The sequence below is a fragment of the Bradyrhizobium sp. WBOS08 genome, from assembly GCF_024585125.1.
Classification (GTDB): domain Bacteria; phylum Pseudomonadota; class Alphaproteobacteria; order Rhizobiales; family Xanthobacteraceae; genus Bradyrhizobium; species Bradyrhizobium japonicum_B.
On the sequence record NZ_CP028988.1, the window covers coordinates 4,791,869 to 4,806,671 of the forward strand.

General features: G+C 65.7%; 16 protein-coding genes. 2 read left to right on the forward strand and 14 right to left on the reverse strand.

Going from position 1 to position 14,803, the window contains the following annotated elements; translation table 11 throughout:
* Positions 1-15: 15 nt before the first annotated feature.
* The 5 genes from DCM80_RS22450 to DCM80_RS22470 all read right to left on the reverse strand — a co-directional run bounded on the left by DCM80_RS22450 (position 16) and on the right by DCM80_RS22470 (position 3,951).
* On the reverse strand, positions 16-360 hold the full coding sequence (locus DCM80_RS22450; RefSeq protein WP_257193740.1) for a DUF86 domain-containing protein: 345 nt from the start codon (positions 358-360) through the stop codon (positions 16-18).
* Positions 361-675, reverse strand: coding sequence for a nucleotidyltransferase family protein (locus DCM80_RS22455; protein WP_257193741.1), 315 nt, complete (start codon positions 673-675; stop codon positions 361-363).
* 89 nt (positions 676-764) lie between these two features.
* On the reverse strand, positions 765-2,276 hold the full coding sequence (locus DCM80_RS22460; RefSeq protein WP_028135370.1) for a tripartite tricarboxylate transporter permease: 1,512 nt from the start codon (positions 2,274-2,276) through the stop codon (positions 765-767).
* Positions 2,277-2,280: 4 nt separating this feature from the next.
* Positions 2,281-2,772 carry a tripartite tricarboxylate transporter TctB family protein gene (locus DCM80_RS22465; RefSeq protein WP_257193742.1) on the reverse strand — a complete coding sequence of 164 codons (492 nt, stop codon included), beginning with the start codon at positions 2,770-2,772 and terminating at the stop codon, positions 2,281-2,283.
* A gap of 186 nt (positions 2,773-2,958) precedes the next feature.
* Positions 2,959-3,951, reverse strand: coding sequence for a tripartite tricarboxylate transporter substrate binding protein (locus DCM80_RS22470; protein ID WP_257177499.1), 993 nt, complete (start codon positions 3,949-3,951; stop codon positions 2,959-2,961).
* A gap of 38 nt (positions 3,952-3,989) precedes the next feature.
* On the opposite strand from DCM80_RS22470, the gene DCM80_RS22475 reads away from it, so the two are divergent.
* Positions 3,990-4,646 (forward strand): SRPBCC family protein, encoded by a 657-nt coding sequence (locus DCM80_RS22475; protein ID WP_257193743.1) that lies wholly within the window; start codon positions 3,990-3,992, stop codon positions 4,644-4,646.
* Positions 4,647-4,653: 7 nt separating this feature from the next.
* On the opposite strand, the gene DCM80_RS22480 is transcribed toward DCM80_RS22475, so the two are convergent.
* From DCM80_RS22480 to DCM80_RS22520, 9 genes are all read right to left on the reverse strand, one after another.
* A complete protein-coding gene (locus DCM80_RS22480; protein WP_373569365.1) occupies positions 4,654-5,442 on the reverse strand; it encodes a DUF3298 domain-containing protein in 789 nt (262 codons plus the stop codon).
* Between the two features lie 38 nt (positions 5,443-5,480).
* A complete protein-coding gene (gene scpA, locus DCM80_RS22485) occupies positions 5,481-7,637 on the reverse strand; it encodes a methylmalonyl-CoA mutase (RefSeq protein ID WP_257198013.1) in 2,157 nt (718 codons plus the stop codon).
* A 16-nt stretch (positions 7,638-7,653) separates the two neighbouring features.
* Positions 7,654-8,118, reverse strand: coding sequence for a GFA family protein (locus tag DCM80_RS22490; protein ID WP_257177503.1), 465 nt, complete (start codon positions 8,116-8,118; stop codon positions 7,654-7,656).
* Entirely contained in the window at positions 8,115-9,986 is a 1,872-nt protein-coding gene (locus DCM80_RS22495) for a methylmalonyl-CoA mutase subunit beta (protein WP_257193745.1), read from the reverse strand. Before DCM80_RS22495 ends, DCM80_RS22490 begins: the two co-directional genes overlap by 4 nt.
* A gap of 81 nt (positions 9,987-10,067) precedes the next feature.
* On the reverse strand, positions 10,068-10,559 hold the full coding sequence (gene folK, locus DCM80_RS22500) for a 2-amino-4-hydroxy-6-hydroxymethyldihydropteridine diphosphokinase (protein ID WP_257193747.1): 492 nt from the start codon (positions 10,557-10,559) through the stop codon (positions 10,068-10,070).
* Position 10,560: 1 nt separating this feature from the next.
* Complete coding sequence (gene folB / locus DCM80_RS22505; protein ID WP_257193749.1) at positions 10,561-10,929, reverse strand: dihydroneopterin aldolase; 369 nt, start codon at positions 10,927-10,929, stop codon at positions 10,561-10,563.
* Positions 10,926-11,786, reverse strand: a complete 861-nt coding sequence (folP, locus tag DCM80_RS22510) for a dihydropteroate synthase (RefSeq protein ID WP_257193750.1) — start codon at positions 11,784-11,786, stop codon at positions 10,926-10,928. Before folP ends, folB begins: the two co-directional genes overlap by 4 nt.
* A 164-nt stretch (positions 11,787-11,950) precedes the next feature.
* Positions 11,951-12,358, reverse strand: coding sequence for a DUF4332 domain-containing protein (locus DCM80_RS22515; protein WP_097662917.1), 408 nt, complete (start codon positions 12,356-12,358; stop codon positions 11,951-11,953).
* A gap of 26 nt (positions 12,359-12,384) precedes the next feature.
* Positions 12,385-12,750 (reverse strand): DUF2267 domain-containing protein, encoded by a 366-nt coding sequence (locus DCM80_RS22520; protein WP_257193752.1) that lies wholly within the window; start codon positions 12,748-12,750, stop codon positions 12,385-12,387.
* A gap of 347 nt (positions 12,751-13,097) precedes the next feature.
* Between DCM80_RS22520 and DCM80_RS22525 the strand changes: the two genes are divergently transcribed.
* Entirely contained in the window at positions 13,098-14,720 is a 1,623-nt protein-coding gene (locus tag DCM80_RS22525; RefSeq protein WP_257193753.1) for a DUF853 domain-containing protein, read from the forward strand.
* Positions 14,721-14,803: the final 83 nt, after the last annotated feature.

The following is a 14,803-nucleotide window of genomic DNA, read 5'->3' on the forward strand; positions in this document are numbered from 1 at the left end:
TTTCGCGTCCAGCCGCTAGCGGCCCGACATGCGAAGATGTCTTTCAGCGCAGGATTTCAACGGTGGAAGGTGAGCTTGAATCATGTCCCAAACGATCTCGGCTTTCGTCATATGGTAGGCATGACGTAGAAGATTTCCGAAGTCGATCATCTTGCGCCAGTCGATTTCAGGCTCGGTTCGCTTGATCTCATCCGGGATGAATCTTGAAGCCTCGCAGATGATTTCGAGAAGGCGTTCGATTGCCAGACGGGCGGTCCTTTCTGAGACGAGCTGATCGAAGCTGAGGCCCTTCACGACGCTTTCGATGTCGGTGATGGCTTCCAGAATATCTCGCAGCCGGTCTTCCGCGGTCGGCGGCATTCAGAAGACCTCAACCAGATCATCCGCGATCCGCTCGGCTATGCGCGGCTTCAGCAAGTCTCGCATCGAGATTTGCGCTCGAAGGCCGACCTCATCCTCGATCAGGTGCAGGACCCTGAAATAGTCGAACCGCGGCGTTTCCTCGCGCGAAGTGGTCTCGATCAGAACATCAAGATCGCTGTCGTGCCGGGCGTCGCCGCGGGCGCGGGACCCGAACAGGTACAGGCGGGCGACCCCCGCGGCTCTCAAGGTTGGGGCAAGCTCTCTGAGCTTTCCGACAATCGTCTCGAGCGGAATGTCTGCGACCTCTATCATGGCCCAATACTAGCACAGGGTTGCAGCCTGGCCCAGCCGCCGGGCCTCGACCGCCCGGGGTGGGGGCAGGGCGAGAACCCGCGCCGATATCACCGGCTCGCCGCTGCCGCGGCTTGCGGCTGCTTCACCTTGCGCCAGATCCACACCATCACCGGCCAGAGCAGGGCACCGATCGCCATGGCGGCGAGAATGGCTGCGATGGGACGTTCGAAGAACGGCAAAATGCTGCCGTCGGACTTGATCAGCGAGGTCACGAAGGCCTGCTCGACCATGGTGCCCATGACGATGCCGAGCACCATGGCGGCGACGGGATAGCCGTTCGTTTCCATGACATAGCCGATCACGCCGAAGGTGGCGACGGTGACGACGCCGAACATGTTGTTGCCGATCGCGAACGAGCCGACCGCGCAGCACAGCATGATGATCGGCATGATGGCCGAGCGCGGCGCCAGTAGGATGTAGGCGGCGACCCGGATCATCGCGATGCCGAGCGGGATCATCATGATGTTGGCGATGATGAACATCAGGTAGATCGCGTACATGCTCGACGCCTTCTCGGTGAACAGCGTCGGGCCCGGGTTGAGGCCCTTCATGTAGAGCACGCCGATCGCGATCGCGGCGATGGTATCGCCGGGAATGCCGAACAGCAGCGAGGGCACCCAGCCCGAGGCGATGCTGGCATTGTTGCTGGCGCCGGCCTCGACCAGGCCCTCGACGTGGCCGGTGCCGAACTTTTCCGGCTCCTTGGAGAAGCGTTTCGACATCGCATAGGAGACCCAGGCGGCCATGTCGGCACCGGCGCCGGGCAGCACGCCGATGATGATGCCGACGATGTTTCCGCGCGTCATCTGCCAGCGATAGAGCTTGGTCAGCTTCCACTGGCCGGCCAGGATGCTGCCGAATTTCCGGCGCGGCAGCGGCGGCGGCTCGGGCGTCAGCATCGCGCGCATCACCTGCGCCACCGCGAACACGCCGACCAGCGCCGGGATCGGCTCGATGCCGCCGAACAGATCGGTGAGGCCGAAGGTGAATCGCGGCACACCGCCGGGATTCTCGATGCCGATGCAGGCAACGAGCAAGCCGATGAACATGCCGGCGATCGCCTTCACCGGCGAGGAGCGCGCGACCAGAGTCGCGCACATCAGGCCGAGCAGCGCCAGCCAGAAATATTCGAAGGTCGAGAACGACAGCGCGATCTCGGCGAGTGGCGGCGCCAGGATCATCAGCGACAGCACGCCGGCAATGCCGCCGACGGCGGAGAACCACACGCCGGCCCCGAGCGCGAGCTCGGCCTGGCCCTTGCGCGTCATGGCATAGGCCTCGTCGGCATAGGCGGCGGAGGCGGGCGTGCCGGGAATGCGCAAGAGCGCGCCGGGGATGTCGCCCGAGAAGATCGCCATCGAGGATGCCGCGACGATGGTCGCGATCGCCGCGATCGGCGACAGGTAGAACGTGACCGGGACGAGCAGGGCGGTCGCCATGGTTGCCGACAGGCCCGGCAGCGAGCCGATCACGAGGCCGTATACGGAGGCTGCGAACATCGAGATGATGACCTCCCACGTGGAGATCAGCGCGAACGCATCGAGCAGGGTTTTCAGCATGGGATTACCAGGGCGTCGGCAGCAGGCCGGCGGGCAGCGGCACGCGGAGCAGCTTGCCGAAGATGAGGTGGACGGCGAAGGGCGAGAGCGCGGCGAGCGGCAGAGCCAGCTTCCACTTGGCGCCGAGCGCCGTCGAGGTGACGTAGACCATGATCGCTGCGGTGATGATGAAGCCGAGCCTGTCGGCTGCAACCACGTAGAACAGCAGCAGCAGCGGCGGCAGCAAAGCGCGCAGGTCATAGAGCCTGCTTTGCGGCGGCGGGGCTGCCGCTTGGCCGTCCTCCAGCGGGATCAGCTCTTCCTCCTCCTCGAAGGAGTGGCCGATGCCGAACACGATCGCGAGCCCGCATAGTGCAAGGCCGCAGCCGATCACCAGCGGGAACACGTTGGGGCCGACCGGCTGTCCGGGCACCGGCGGCAGGATCCAGCCGCCATAGGCGGCCGCCGCGCCGAGGGCGATGAGAAACGATCCCGTGACGGAGTCGGGAAGACGCATGGAGAGTGGTCCTGTGAAGAAGTTCTCCCTCTCCCCGCGTGCGGGGAGAGGGTCGGGGTGAGGGGGGCTCTCCGCGAGGGAGGTGAGAGTTGGACTCGCGGAGAGTCCCCCTCACCCGGAATCCGCGCTTCGCGCGCATTCCGGCCTCTCCCCGCAAGCGGGGAGAGGCGAGCAGAGCATCGCAGATCACGCCTTGCTGAGGCCGGCCGCCTTCATCGCTCCGCCCATCTGGGCGTCGCCCTTGTCCATGAAGCTGGCGAAGTGGGCGGCATCGCCCCACACCGTGCCGAAGCCGCGATTGCTCATGAAGTCCTTGAACTCGGCGGAGTCGTAGACCTTCTTCAGCGCCGCTGTGAGCTTGGTTGCGATCTCAGGCGGCAGGCCCTTCGGCGCGCCGATGCCGCGCCAGGCGCCGGTCGCGTAGTCGATGCCCATCGCCTCCTTCAGCGTCGGCACGTCCTTGAAGACCGGATTGCGCGCCGGCGCCATGATGGCGAGGCTCCTCGCCTTGCCGGCCTCGATGATGGCGCGCGCCTCCGGCACCGAGCAGGTGGTGAGGTCGAGCCCGCCGGCGGCAAGATCCTGCATCGCCGGCGCCGCGCCGTTCGACGGCACCCAGGCGACCTGGTTGGCGGGCAGGCCCATCGCCTGCATCCAGCCGACCAGCGCCAGATGCCAGATGCCGCCCTGGCCGGTGCCCGAAGCCTTGAACTTGCCGGGAGGCGCGGCCTTGATCGCGTCCGCGAGTTCCTTGACGGTCTTGTAGGGCGAGGACGAGGAGACCTGGATGCCGGGGGGATCCTCGTTCATCAGGGCCAGCGGCGTGTAGCTCTTCGGCGTCAGCTCGGTGAGGCCCTGCCAGTGCATCATCGAGATTTCGACGGTGAGCATGCCGATCGTGTAGCCGTCGGGCTGCGCGGTCGCGATCGCGCTGTGTCCGACCACGCCGGAGCCTCCGGTGCGGTTGACCACGTTGAAGGGCTGGCCGAGATCCTTCTCCAGCAGTGCGGCGACGATGCGCGCGGTCGCATCGGTGCCGCCGCCGGCGCCCCAGGGCACGATCACGGTGACCGGCCGGGCCGGATAGGCCTGAGCGAGTGCGGGCTTGAACCCGAAAGCGGCGGATGCTGCGACGGCAGCGGTCGAAGCCGCAAAGGTACGGCGCGAAATCTTGGACATTGAATGCCTCCCAGCGGCGCCCGTGACGCCGGGCGCTCTTGATCAATGGCGACATTCTAGTCGGCTTTGCAGCACCGCCGCAAGGTAGCGCTACCAAGGAGTTCGACATGTTGTGTGAAAACAGCATGCCCTTTGGATGGGCGGTCGGAAATCGGGTGGGTTTTGCCGGCATGCTTCGCCAACCTGCGCGCGTAACCACAGCCAAAGGCAAGCTATCGATAACTCAAGCCTATTACAGCGCCGTGCTGGACTGCCCGCTGGACGACGCCTGGTCGCTGATCCGCGATTTCAACAACTATCCCGCTTACATCGACGGCGTCAGCGAGAGCGTGATCGAGGACGACAAGCGCGGCGATGAAGTCGGCGCGATCAGACGCTTCTGCTATCTCGGGAACTGGATCCGGCAGCGCCTGGTCGATCATTCGGACCGGCAGCACACCCTGACCTATGCCGGTCTCGAAGCGCTGCAATATCCGCTAGAGGACGGAAACCGGACGCCGACGCCGACGCGCTATCAAGGCAGCATGCATCTGCGCCCGATCGTCGAAGGCGACCGCACCCTGATCGAATGGTCGGTTGATCTCGAGACCGAACCTGCGGACGCCGACCGCTGGCAAACCCTGTTTGCGTCCTGGATTCCCGATTGGACGGATTCGCTTGCGCGGACGTTGGTGCGGATCCATCCGCGATCCTAGCGATCGCTCACGGCTCCTCGGCGTCGCCCTTCGGCCGCGCGCCGCCGAAGATGCGGGTGCCTTCGGCGCTCAGGTAAGGCTTCAGCGTCTCCCACGGCACGAAGGCGACATACTCGCCCTCGGCATAGGGACCGACGGCGTAGGGCGGATAGAGGAAGGTGAGGCCGGAACTCTTGCCCGCTTCGGTCGAAGGCGTCAGCGTCACGGCGCCGATCTTCAGCAGGCTCGGTTTCAGCTCCTTGAACCATTCGTCGGTTGCGGTCTCGCCGGCGTCGCGCTTCTTCTTCTCCGCCTTGAGCGAGACGATGATCGCCTTCGCCATCGCCTTCATAGTCGCGCCGTTGTCGGCGGTCTCGGTGAAGAACGGACGGATCGAGATGCGCTTGGTGTCGGCCTTGTCCCACAGGATCGTGTTCACGTCCGAGTTCGGATGCGCACCCCTCGTATTCATGTAGTCGTTGCGCAGGATGCTGACATAGCGATCCGCGACGACCGAGCGGATCTCATACTTGCGCTCGAACTCCCAGCCACCGTCCCTGGAGAATTGCGGATCGGCCTTGCGCGCGGCGGCAGCTTCCGCTGCATTCTTGTCGAGCCACTTCTTGCCTTCCCGGAGGCAATCCGCCGCCAGTGCCGCGTCTGCCTTGATTTTATCGTCGAGGAATAAGCGCGCCTCGATGCTCCCAGTCTTGACGACGGCGTCGGGCTGGGGGTCGGCGGCGTGGGCGGGACTGAACAGCGCGCTGCAAACCATGGCGACAGCGAGCGCACGCGTGAGCATTGGCGCGAGAAACATCACGCAAAATCCTTCTTGCCGGAAGATAGATGCCGAAGCTACTCCGCCGCCTCGCTATGCCCAAGACGGGCGTTCAGCTTGCGGATCAGCTCCTCGGCGGCTTCCGCGATCACCGTGCCCGGCGGGAAGATCGCCTCCGCACCGGCGGCATAGAGCGCATCGTAATCCTGCGGCGGCACCACGCCGCCGACGATGATCATGATGTCGTCGCGGCCCTGCTTCTTCAGCGCGGCCTTCAGCTCCGGCACCGCGGTGAGGTGCGCGGCGGCGAGCGAGGAGACGCCGAGGATGTGGACGTCGTTCTCGACCGCCTGCCGGGCGGCTTCGTCGGCGGTCGCAAACAGCGGCCCGATGTCGACGTCGAAGCCGATGTCGGCGAAGGCCGAGGCGATCACCTTTTGGCCGCGGTCGTGGCCGTCCTGGCCGATCTTGGCGACCAGGATGCGCGGGCGGCGGCCTTCCGCCTCCTCGAAGGCGTCGATCAGCGCCTGAACTTTCTCGACCTGGTTGCCCATGCTGGACGCCTCCCGCTTGTAGACGCCGGTGATGGATTTGATCTCGGCGCGGTGCCGGCCGAACACCTTCTCCATCGCGTCCGAAATCTCGCCGACGGTCGCCTTGGCCCGCGCCGCGTCGATGGCGAGCGCGAGCAGATTGCCGTTGCCTTCGCCGGCCGAGCGCGTGATCGCCCCGAGCGCGGCATCGACGTCCTTCTGGTTGCGCTCGGCTTTCAGCCGCGTCAGCTTGTCGATCTGCAGGCGGCGGACGTTGGAATTGTCGACCTTGAGGATCTCGATGCTGTCCTCGTCGGTCGGCTTGTACTTGTTGACGCCGATCACCGCCTGCTTGCCGGCGTCGATGCGCGCCTGCGTCTTGGCGGAGGCTTCCTCGATCCGCAACTTCGGCAGGCCGGCCTCGATCGCCTTCGCCATGCCGCCGAGTTCCTCGACCTCCTGGATGTGCCCCCACGCCTTGGCCGCGAGGTCGCGCGTCAGCCGCTCGACATAATACGAACCGCCCCAGGGATCGATGATGCGGGTGGTGCCGCTCTCCTGCTGCAGGAATAGCTGGGTGTTGCGGGCGATGCGGGCCGAGAAATCGGTCGGCAGCGCCAGCGCTTCGTCGAGTGCATTCGTGTGCAGCGACTGGGTGTGGCCTTGGGTGGCCGCCATCGCTTCCACAGTGGTCCGCATCACGTTGTTGAAGACGTCCTGCGCGGTCAGCGACCAGCCCGAGGTCTGGCTGTGGGTGCGCAGCGACAGCGAGCGCGGATCCCTCGGGTTGAACGGCTTCAGGAGCTTCGCCCAGAGCAGCCGCGCGGCGCGCAGCTTGGCGACCTCCATGAAGAAGTTCATGCCGATCGCCCAGAAAAACGATAGGCGCGGCGCGAAGCGGTCGACGTCGAGGCCGGCGGCAAGGCCCGCGCGAAGATATTCGATACCGTCGGCGAGCGTATAGGCAAGCTCGAGGTCCTGCGTCGCGCCGGCTTCCTGCATGTGATAGCCGGAGATCGAGATCGAATTGTACTTCGGCATCTTTTGCGAGGTGTACGCAAAAATGTCCGAGATGATCCGCATCGAGGGCGCCGGCGGATAGATGTAGGTGTTGCGCACCATGAACTCTTTCAGAATGTCGTTCTGAATGGTGCCCGACAGCTTCTCCGGCGGAACGCCCTGTTCCTCGGCGGCGGCGACGTAGAGCGCGAGGATCGGCAGCACCGCACCGTTCATGGTCATGGACACGCTCATCTGGTCGAGCGGAATCCCTGCGAACAGCGTGCGCATGTCGTAGATGGAATCGATGGCGACGCCAGCCATGCCGACGTCGCCGCCGACGCGCGGATGATCGGAGTCGTAGCCGCGGTGAGTGGCAAGATCGAAGGCGACCGAGAGGCCCTTTTGCCCCGCCGCGAGGTTGCGGCGGTAGAACGCGTTGGAATCCTCCGCCGTGGAGAAGCCGGCATATTGCCTGACGGTCCAGGGCTGGTTGACATACATGGTCGGGTAGGGACCGCGCAGGTAGGGCGCGATGCCCGGATAGGTCTCGAGGAAATCGAGCCCGGCCAGATCAGCCTCGCCATAAGCGGGCTTCACCAGAATGCCCTCGGGCGTCAGCCATGGCTCGGCGCTGCCGGCGGGTGCTGCAGTGATTGCCCTCTCGAAGGCGACATCGGCAAAGTTCGGAATGCGGCTCATGGCTTCAACCATATCATCAATCATGATCCGGATGCTGATGGCTGACGATGGTCGCCATCTTCTCCGGTCCGTAATTCTGCTGCGTGGTCTGGCTTGGCAGGTTGGCGATGCCGACCACCCAGCCGAGCCGGGATTCGGTGCCGAACTGCCGCGTCGGGATCACCCGGTCAGGGCGATCGAAGGCGCCGGTCATGATCTCGATGCGGTCGCCGTCGATGCGGCCGAAGCTCAGCGGCGTGCCGCAGGCGGCGCAAAAGCCGCGCTCGGCAATGGTGGAGGAGCGGAAGAACGATGGCTGTCCCCTGGTCCAGGCGAAATCGGTCTTGTTGATGTCGGCAAAGGATGCGAACGGCGCACCGGCCGCCTTCTGGCACATGCGGCAATGGCAGATCGAGACACGGTTCGGCGCCGTCGTCACGGCAAAGCGCACCGCACCGCATTGGCATCCGCCGGTGAGAACGGGTTTGCTGGCGTCGGTCATGGCTGCTCCATCCGTCGGTAGGCGTCCTGCAGCGTGGCAAGCGCATCGCCTCCGGCGAAGACAAAACCCGTGACGCCGGCGGCCCGCAGCGCCGCCTCGGCATCAGCAGGACGGCCCGCCAGATAGATATGTCGGGCGCCCGCACTTTGCAGGGCCTTCGCGGCAGGTTCCGCGCGATCGGCATAGACCTTGTCGCCGGAACAGAGGCAAGCGAGCTCGGCGCCGGAGGCCTTGAAGGCGGCGGCCAGCCTGGCCGGATCGGCAAAGCCTTCGCTATCGATGGCCTCGATGCCGCCGGCCTCGAAGAAGCTCTTGGCGAAGGTCGCACGCGCCGTGAAATCGGCGGGCGTGCCGAGATTGGCCAGGAACACTTTAGGCCGCGCGCCGCGTGCCTTCAGCACGGCGTCCGATTTGTCGCGCAGCGCCTCGAACGGTTCCGCGAGCCGGATCGGCGACAGCGGATCGAACCGGTATTTCTGCTCGCCATACGGTGCCAGCGCGATCGGCGTCGCCGTCAGCACGGTTGCTTCGCTCTCGTGCAGGTTTGGGAACTCGCTGGCGCCGGTCAGCACGTCGCGGCGCTTTGCGATGTTGGCCTCACGCGCCTTGCGCGCGGCCGCGACCTTGCTCTGAAACAGGCCTTGCTGAAGCGCGGCAAAGGCGCCGCCGGCCTTTTCGCTCTCCTGGAACAGCGCCCAGGCGGCCTCGTAGAGCTGCGCGGTCAGCGTCTCGATGCCGCCGCTGCCTGCCGCGGGATCGCTGACCTTGGCGAGGTTGCTTTCTTCCAGGAGCAGGAGCTGCGTGTTGCGCGCCACGCGCCGCGCAAACGGATCGGGCAGGCCGAGCGCCAGCGTATGCGGCAGCACCGTGATCGCGTTGGCGCCGGCAAGGCCCGCTGCGAAAGTGGCGATGGTCGCACGCAGCATGTTCACGTAGGGGTCGCGCTGCGTCAGCATGCGCCAGGCCGTATCGGCGGCGATGAACAGCGGCTTCGGCGTCAGCCCGCACGCCGTTTCGATCCGCGCCCAGAGCAGCCGCAGTGCGCGGAATTTGGCCATGGTCAGGAACTGGTCCGCATCGGCGGCAAGCCGGGCATAGACCATGCCTTGCGCGGCTTCCAGCGGAATGCCGTCGCCTTCGATCGCGCGCAGGTAAGCGACGCCGCAGGCGAGCACGAAGCCGAGCTCCTGCACCTCGGAGCCGCCGGCATCGTGGATCACGCGTCCGTCGGCAGAGGCGAACGGCCCCTTGAAGCCGAGCGCAGAGAGGCCCTTGATGGCGCCGGTGATCGCGGGCGCGATTTCGTCCCAGGTGTAGGGGCTGTGTCCCCACACCGCGCAGGCCGCGAGCGGATCGAGCCCGAAGCGGATGTTGCAGGCGGCGGGATCGAGGCCTTGGCTCTTCACATATTCCGCGACATGGATCGCCGCCATCCGCGACTGCGGACCGACCTCGAGCTCGAGGCCGATCCCGGCGTCGAGATGAATATCCTTCAGGACCTTGACCACCGCGTCGGCTGATGGTTCCAGCCCGAAACCGCGCGCGCCATTGGCGCCGGCGAACACCAGCGCGAGCCCGGTCGCGCCGTTCTCCAGATCCTGCAACGCCTGCGCATTCGCGAGCGCCGCATCGGGATGGTCGATCCGCTGCATGATTTGCCAGGGCGCGGCTAGCGGCCGCCCCACCACGGGCGCGACGCCCCTGGCGCGCGGATAGAGCGGATCGATCTTGATGCCGTCATAGGTTTTGCCGAGCAGCTTCTCGAACGGCGCGCCCTTCAGTACGCCATCGACCAGCTTGCGCCAGTCTTCTGGCGTCGCCTTGGGAAAATCCGCCGCCAGCGGCAGGTCGTCAGTCACGGAGGTCATGCGGCGAGGGGCTCCCGAGCGTATCGTTATTCGCAGGCGAAATTGCCACGGCGGACCGTCCCTGCAAACGGTTGTTTTTGGTTAACCGGTATCCGGAAGCCGCTCAATGCCTTGCGTCGAGACGCTGGCGAGCCCGTCGCGCACACGAATGCCCGAGATCACGCGCTCGGGTGCGATTTCGGCCAGCGGCACCAGCACGAAGGCGCGCTCGAACAGGCGCGGGTGCGGCAGCGTCAGGTCGGGCTTCTGCAAGGACACATCGTCATAGGCGATCATGTCGAGATCGAGCGTGCGCGGGCCCCAGCGCCGATCCTTGGTTCGCGTGCGGCCGAACTTCTGCTCGACTTTCTGCAGCACGAACAGAAGCGCGTGCGGATCGAGGCCGGTCTCGATCTCGATGCAGGCGTTGATGAAGGGGGCCTGGTCCTCGTCGCCCCAGGGCGGCGTGGCATAGTCCGAGGAGCGCGCGATCAATGCGCCTTGCGCCATGCCGCAGATATGGGCGATCGCCTTGCGGAACGTCGCGCGGACATCGCCGACATTGCCGCCGAGCGCGATCAGCACGCTCGCCATGTCAGGGATGCCGCGAGCGCGTCAGCACGATGCCGACGTCGTCGAAGATCGCGGCGATCGGCGCATGCGGCTTGTGCACGGTGACCTTCACGGCGCGGATGCGCGGGAAATGCGACAGGATGGCGTCGGCCACCGCGCCCGCCGCACGCTCGAGCAGCCTGTAATTGGTGTTCTTGAACGCCGCCGTCGTGGTCGCCACGACGTCGGCGTAGGACACCGTATCGGCGAGCCGGTCGCTGCGCGAAGGCTCCGACAGGTCGGTATGGAGTTCGAGATCGATGACGAAGCGCTGGCCGACCTCGGTCTCGTGATCCATCACGCCGTGGCGGGCGTGGATCGACAGGCCGGTGACGAAGATCGTGTCGGTCATTGCTTGCCCTCGATTGCGTTCGCCACTCGCAGCGCCTGCAAGGTCTCGGCGACGTCATGGGTGCGGATGATCCTGGCGCCGCGCTGCGCGGCGATCAGATGCGCGGCGATCGAGCCGGCGAGGCGCTCTTTCGGCTCCGACGGCGATACGGAAGAGATGAAGCGCTTGCGCGAGGCGCCGACCAGGATCGGCAGGCCGAACATCTCGAACTCGCGCAGGCGCGCCAGCGCAGTCATGCTCTGCTCGGCGGTCTTGCCGAAGCCGATGCCGGGATCGAGCACGATCCTGTCGCGGGCGATGCCGGCCTTTGCGGCGATGTCGAGCGAGCGCAGGAAGAACGTCTTCAAGTCCGTGATGATGTCGATGGCGGGATCGGCATCGTCGCGGTTGTGCATGACGATGACGGGCACGCCTCTTGCCGCCACCAGCGGGGCCATGGCGGGGTCGCGCTGCAGGCCGCAGACGTCGTTGGCGATCGCCGCGCCCTGGTCGAGCGCGAAAGCCACCACCTCCGCCTTCATGCTGTCGATCGAGACCGGCACGCCAAGGGCTACGACGCCAGCCAGCACCGGCTTCAGCCGGGCAAGCTCGTCGTCCGCGCTGACCGGCCTGGCGCCCTTGTAGGGCCGGGTGGACTCGGCCCCGATATCGATGATGTCGACGCCGGCCTCGATCATCGCCCGCGCCCGTGCCAGCGCCAGCTCCGGCGCGATGAACTCGCCGCCGTCGGAGAAGGAGTCCGGGGTGACGTTGAGCACGCCCATCACCGCCGGGATCGGCCGTTCCAGCAGCGTTCGCAGCACATCTGGCCCGGCCGAGCCGGCCGGCGGGACGGATGGGGAGGGCGAGGCATTCATGGCGCCCGCTTTAGCGGGCGGGGAGGGGGAGTCAAGACCAACCCCTCGCTGTCATTGCCCGCGAAAGCGGGCAATCCAGTATTCCGAGGCAATGAGGCAATACGGAGGAGGCGCGGCGTACTGGATACCCCGCCTTCGCGGGGTATGACGAAGAAAGCGCGGAGCTAATACGTGATCTTCGGCTGCAGCTTCTTCGCCTTGGCGATGATGTCGCCGACCGACTTCTCGGACGGCAGGATTCGCAGCAGCTTCTTCTTCTCGTTGGCGTCGCGCATGCTCTGGGCGAGCCTTGCCGGATTCCTGTAGGCGAGCTCGCGCACGGTGGTGACGCCGGCGGCGCGGACCAGGCCGACCTTGGCCCGGCCCATGCCGGGGATGCGCATGTAGTCGGACACGTTGGCCCATTCCAGCAGCAGCTGCTCGCTGATGCCGGTCTTGGCGGAAAGCGCCTTGCGGCCCTTCACCGTGCCGGCCGCCTCGAGCAGCGCGTCGGTGGTGCGGATGCCCTGCGCCTTCAGCTTGTTGGCGGCAAAGACCGACAGGCCCTCAATCTCGGAGATCGGATATGTCATGATACTCGATATGAAATGCCGAACCTTCAGGCGAACTGGCTGAGGCCCGGCGTCCCCGCAACGATCTTGCCCATCTGATCCGCTCCGATTTTGTCTCGACCGTAGCGGAAAAGTTCACGGGCGACGTTCTGAATATCGGACATGCCGAGCCCCAGGCCCATCAGGCGCGTCCCGACCGCCATCAGGCCGCCTCCCATCAGCCGCGACAGTCCGCCGCCGCTCCTGGATGCCGCGATCGCGGCTTCCGCTCCGGGAATCTGATCGATCAGGGCCTGCACGCTATCGGGAGGACCCTCGCTGCGGAGGAAGCCCAGGATGATGCCGACGGTCTTTTCAGCCACAGCACTATCTATGCTGGCGCTTGTCGCCAGCCGCCCGATCAGTTCGTCCATAAGGTCCGCCCCTCAGCCGGTTTCATGCCGGAGTATTTCTTTCGAGAATGATCTTGAGCCGGTGTGATGTGAAATTCAAGCGATGAACGCGGGCGTCGAAGCGATTCATCTTCCAAGGCGCGAAAAGTGTTGCAGCGGTGCAAGAGCGGAGATGGGATCGGCGAAAAAATGCCGCGTTGCGAACGGCCCGCTCCTACTTTCGGCTGATGTCGTCCGTCTGTTTCCGGCGATGTCGCGTGCTTCGAGCGCGTTGAATGGTTTTAATCGGCGCGCGACATGCGTTAAACTACGGAACTGGTGCATTCGAGTTTCGACACGTGAAACCCGCCAAGAAGAGATCAGAGAGAATGACCGCACAGGACAGCAAGCTCGGCGATACCGACGACAAGATCTTCGTCGGCAAGGGAGACGAGCAGGCCTGGCTGACGCTGGCGCTCGCCAATCGCCACGGCCTCGTCACCGGTGCAACCGGAACGGGCAAGACCGTGACGCTCCAGGTGATGGCGGAAGGATTTTCGCGCGCCGGTGTTCCGGTCTTCGCAGCCGACATCAAGGGGGACCTCTCCGGCATCTCGGAGGTCGGCGTGCCCGCGGACTTCATCCTCAAGCGCGCCTCCGCAATGGGGCTGAATTTCCAGCCCGACCAGTTCTCGACGGTGTTCTGGGACGTGTTCGGCGAGCAGGGTCATCCGGTGCGCGCGACCGTCACCGAGATGGGGCCGCTTCTGCTGGCGCGCATGCTCGATCTGAACGACGTGCAGGAAGGCGTGCTCAACGTCGCCTTCCGCGTCGCCGACGACGCCGGGCTGACCCTCGTCGATATGAAGGATCTGCGCGCGCTGCTCGACGCCATCGTGCCCAATGGCGGGAAGAAAGCGGCGGACGCTGAGGAGGATCCGCTCGCCGTCATCCGCAAGGCCGCGCAGGGGTTCGGCAACGTCACCAAGGCTACCGTCGGCACCATCCAGCGCCAGCTCCTGGTGCTGGAGAACCAGGGCGGCACCAAATTCTTCGGCGAGCCGGCGCTGGCATTGGAGGATTTCATGAAGACCGACCGCGACGGCCGCGGCATGGTCAATATCCTGGTCGCCGACAAGCTGCTGCAGAACCCCAGGCTTTATGCGACCTTCCTGCTGTGGATGCTGTCGGAGCTGTTCGAAGAGCTGCCCGAGGCCGGCGATCTGCCCAAGCCGAAGCTGGTGTTCTTCTTCGACGAGGCGCATCTGTTGTTCAATGACGCGCCCAAGGCGCTGCTCGACAAGATCGAGCAGGTGGTCCGCCTGATCCGCTCCAAGGGCGTCGGCGTCTACTTCGTGACGCAGAACCCGATCGATGTTCCGGACCGTGTGCTCGGACAGCTGGGCAACCGGGTGCAGCACGCGCTGCGCGCCTTCACCCCGCGCGACCAGAAGGCGGTCGCGGCTGCGGCCCAGACCTTCCGGCCCAATCCGAAGCTCGACACGGCCAAGGTGATCACGGAGCTCGGCAAGGGCGAGGCGCTGGTGTCCTTCCTCGAGGGCAATGGCACGCCGGCCATGGTCGAGCGGGTGATGATCCGTCCGCCGTCGGCCCGCATCGGATCGATCACGCCCGACGAGCGCAAGGCGATCATGGCTGCAAGTCCGGTGAAGGGCAAATACGACACCGCCGTCGACGAAGAATCCGCCTACGAGATGATCCAGAAGCGCATTGCCGGCACCGCGGCGACGGCCGACAGCCCGGCTGGCGGGAGCGGCGGCGGCATTCTCGGCCAGATCGGCTCGATCGTCGGCACCGTGTTCGGCACCAACGTCAAGCGCGGCCGGCTGTCGACCGGCCAGGTCATCGCGCGCGACGTGACGCGATCGGTCACCAACCAGGTAATCGGCGGGATGGCGGCCAATATCGGCAAATCGCTCGGCGGCCAGCTCGGCGGCTCGATCGGCCGCACGCTGGTCCGCGGCGCGCTCGGCGGATTGCTGCGGCGCTAAAGGCCAAACTTCCATAGGCGCGCCTTCGGCGGGGTTGCGATGTCGTGACGTGGCTGGCACCGCCGCGGCGGCAGCGCTAAAAG